Below are 4,212 nucleotides of genomic sequence, written 5' to 3' on the forward strand. Positions count from 1 at the left end.
ATCTGTTTTAGGAGTTCCTGTGAGTCCAATGGTAGCTCCCATCCAAAAATTGGCTGCTTAAACTCCAAAAATGAGGGGTTGCTAAAAAATTAGAGGCTGAATCATTACGAATAATGACACAGCCCCTACTTTAGATCCGATCTCGCGCGACCTTGACATGCAAAGTCGGCTACTTCAAGTGCAACCTCGCGCGAGTTCACTTTCAATGTAGCGCGAGAATGGATTGCAAGTCGCGCGACCTCCCCCAAAAAGCAGCCTAAAGTTGATTTTTAAGTCTCTGACTTGTCAATTAAAAGCAGCTTATACATAAATTAACATAACACTATGCTGATTATATCCTTTCAATCTTGATTTTTGTACAAACTGAGTCGTTTTCCGGCTTAAAAACGGGTAGATTTGTAGTTAAAAGAGGCTTATTCGTATTTACATTATTTGCTTAATTATATTAATATTTATCTAAAAAGTCTCTTAAAATCTGTTCGATTTAAGAGTGTTTATCTATCGATTTAAACTTAATTCTTGTTGTGTATTCCGAGTCATTTGTATTGTATTCTGATTGGATGGTATTGCGTGAATCATATAATTTGTTTTTATCGTTATTGTCAGTTTATGTGCTTTTATTTTTGACTATTGTCTATTGCTTAAAGTTTTAATAGGCTTTGGGGTTGACAAAGGTCTGTTTTGTAGTCGAATTTTTGTGCTTTGTCAAGTTGATAGGTTGTTTTCTGCCTCCGTCGATGCTTAACGCGATGATAGATTAAAATTGTCATAACGGCCTAATAGCGAAGTTTTTTTTGTAGTTTTGTGCGAAGTGGTCAAAATAAGATATATGATGAATCGAATTGTTTCGACATTCCTTCTAAGCTCTCTCTTTTTGGTTGGAGGGACCTTTGATGTGTTTTCACAAGCTAATGTGGAGCGTTTTGAAGCCTCGAAGCTTAACGACTATGGTGTGGTCTATAGTCTTCCTCGCACGGAAATTGAGGTTGAAGCAATTGTCAGGAAAGAGGCATTTCAGCCCGGTCCATTTGCCGGATACGCACGTACATATTTAGGTAAAGCTGTCCGTACAGAACCTTCTACTCGCTATTCTATTAGAGCAATCCGAGTTCGTTCTGTTGGTGTGGCTGATCCGGACCATAAGTATGTTGTGGAATTTCGTTCGGGTACTGTTGCGCCCTTTGTTTATCTCAATGATAAAGGGCTCATCTGTGCCATCAATGCCGGTGAAGGTGTATCTCCATATAGTTCCCGAGAGGATAAGTCCATGGAGGATATGTTGCAAAATATCCCTTTCCCGGTTTATCCGGATCCATCTTTTCCTCAAGAGTATGCATTGGCAGGCTCTATGTCGAAAAAGGCTGATATTGCAGCCAAGTATTTGTTCGATATACGTGAGGGCAAGGTCGATCTTATGAAAGGTGATGTGGATGCCATGCCCAAAGATGGTGCTTCATTGAAGATTGCTCTTGAAGCTTTGGAAATGCAAGAAGCAGCAACATTAGCTCTGTTTGAGGGTACATCTTCGCAGGAAGAATCGGTTTATAGAGTGCATGTCAATCCGGAGGCTTCCATGAATAATCGTACTATATTTCGTTTCTCAGAATTTTACGGTCCCACTTCTGCTGATGATTTAAGTGGAGCTCCTGTAACTTTAGATCTGAAAGTGCTTGAGAATACTGCACCTCAGTCGCCAGAAGAAGAACGCAAGATGGAGAAGGGGCTTAAGGGTATTATATATAATGTGCCCGGTAAAGCTGAAGTAACCATAAAGTATGATGGCAAAGCTCTTATCTCTCGAGAACTTCCGGTTGTGCAATTCGGACAGAGACAGTCTCTTATCCCCAAGTTGTTTAAGGTTCGCAAGGATGATAACATCCAGGTTGTATTTGATCCTGAAACCGGGGCAATTGAGCAAATACATGGAATACAGAAATAAATCAAATCACAATTATTAATACTCAAATCTTATGTTCAAAAATCATCCTAAAGGACTACTCGTTTTAGCCCTCACGAACATGGGTGAGCGTTTTGGATACTACACTATGTTGGCTATCCTCGCTCTCTACATGCAGGCTAAGTTTGGCTTTTCGTCAGGTACTACGAGCATGATTTATGGAACCTTCTTGGCATTGGTGTATTTCTTGCCAATCTTCGGAGGTATCGTTGCCGACAAATGGTTAGGCTATGGTAAAACAATTTTGTTTGGTGTATTGGGAATGTTTGGAGGTTATCTTCTTCTTGCTGTTCCTTCAGGACCGGATGTGGCAGGTATGTCAATGATGTTTGCTGCACTATTCCTAATCTCTGCCGGTACCGGATTATTCAAAGGTAACCTCCAAGCTTTGGTGGGTAAGCTTTATGATGATCCACGCTATCAATCTAATAGAGACATAGCTTTTAGTATTTTCTACATGTTCATCAACATCGGTGCATTCTTTGCTCCGTCAATGGCTAATACTATCAATAAGGCCGTTTTGGAGAAGCAGAATTATGTTTACGATGCTGCTATCCCGAAGAACTTTGTTCGTTTGAATGACAAGGTTGTAGATGAACAGAAATTCATGACAGAGCTTATCCAATCTCATTCTGATTTTGATTCAGAATCAGCAGAAGAACAACAGGCTATCATCAAGAAAGCCAAAGAAAAGCAAGGTGTGATGTTCGCAAAGGACAAAGAGGAAGTAATGTTTAACTTGAAGGCGGCCGGTATTTATCAGCTGACTCATGCCAATGTTATTCCTACTGCCGAAGGTTTGACTACTGACGAATATACATTGCTTGAGAGTCGTGCAAAAGATGAGCAGGCAGCTAAAGAAGCCGTTATTGCTAAGATTAATGCATTTGATACCTCTAATTTGCCGGGCGGTTCGGTTGATAATCCGGATGCATTTGCAGAATCTTTCTCTGCGGAATATGTTCATGACTCATTGTCCACTTCATACAGCTTGTCGTTTGCTGTTGCATGCTTTAGCTTGATTATCTCTGTATTGGTATTCTTAATCTTTAAGAAGAGCTGGAAGTCTGTAGACGTTGTGGCAGGAAAGAAAAATGAAGATGCGGGAGAAGCAAATGCAAATGTTCCCCAGCTTTCTAAGCAGGAGGTTCGCGATCGAATGATTGCCTTGTTCTTGGTGTTCTTTGTCGTAATTTTCTTCTGGATGGCTTTCCACCAGAATGGTCTCTGTATGACATTCTTTGCTCGAGACTATACGATTAGCAACATTACTCCTGTACAGAATATGATGTTCTCACTCCTTTCATTGATTCCGGTGATTGTAATTCTTTATGGAGTGTATGCAATGGTTCTTGGTCTATTTGGAGGAAAGAAGAATCCAAAGGTTGGTGCTATTTTAATTTTGCTCGGTATTGCAGGACTTGCCGGTACCTATTTCATGGATGTGAAAGGTGCGACTGAGCTTGTTAAGATTACACCTCAAATCTTCCAGCAGTTCAACCCATTCTTTATTATTGTGCTTACGCCGGTAGTCGTTGCAATATTCGCAGCACTCAATCGTAAGGGCAAAGAGCCTTCAGCTCCTCGTAAGATTGGCTATGGTATGTTGATTGCAGCTATTGGTTTCGTTGTACTCCTTGTTGCATCTATTGGCCTACCTGCTCCTTCTACATTGAAGGGAACATCTGACGTCTTGGTATCACCAAACTGGTTGATTGGTACTTACTTCACATTGACCATTGCTGAGTTGTTCCTTAGCCCGATGGGTCTCTCATTCGTTTCTAAGGTAGCACCTCCACAGTATTCAGGTTTGATGCAGGGTGGATGGCTTGCAGCTACAGCTATCGGTAACCTCCTTGTAGGTGTGATGGGTACATTCTGGGATAAGCTTCCTTTGGTTGCATTCTGGGGCGTATTGATTGCATGCTGTGTCCTTTCTTTCATCTTCATCTTCTCAATTATGAAGAAACTTGAAAAGGTTGCTGCATAATAAGGCAGTTGAAAGACTTTGAAATATTAAGAGGCCGGATCTTCATCGATTCGGCCTCTTTTTGTATGACGGACATTCCATTAGGGTATCCTCAATTTAGAATATTGGACAAGAAAAAGGAGGCTTGTACGGGCCTCCTTGGTAGTATCCCAAAAAGTGTGTAAAGGAGATTTATCTTTGAGTCAAAATTAATCATTTCCTTTCATTGTTTAGTTCATCCGTCAGGCGGGCATGAAAAACACCGGGGGGATTGGCGTCCGCCCGG

The 4,212-nt window shown here is 41.1% G+C and carries 2 protein-coding genes; both read left to right on the plus strand.

Going from position 1 to position 4,212, the window contains the following annotated elements; genetic code table 11:
• Positions 1–829 precede the first annotated feature (829 nt).
• Positions 830–1,939, plus strand: coding sequence for a DUF4831 family protein (locus ACFO3G_RS03840; RefSeq protein WP_380078150.1), 1,110 nt, complete (start codon positions 830–832; stop codon positions 1,937–1,939).
• Positions 1,940–1,970: 31 nt separating this feature from the next.
• Positions 1,971–3,947, plus strand: coding sequence for a peptide MFS transporter (locus ACFO3G_RS03845; RefSeq protein ID WP_380078152.1), 1,977 nt, complete (start codon positions 1,971–1,973; stop codon positions 3,945–3,947).
• Positions 3,948–4,212: the final 265 nt, after the last annotated feature.

It is taken from the genome of Falsiporphyromonas endometrii (genome assembly GCF_042654485.1).
Taxonomy (GTDB): Bacteria; Bacteroidota; Bacteroidia; order Bacteroidales; family Porphyromonadaceae; genus Porphyromonas; species Porphyromonas endometrii.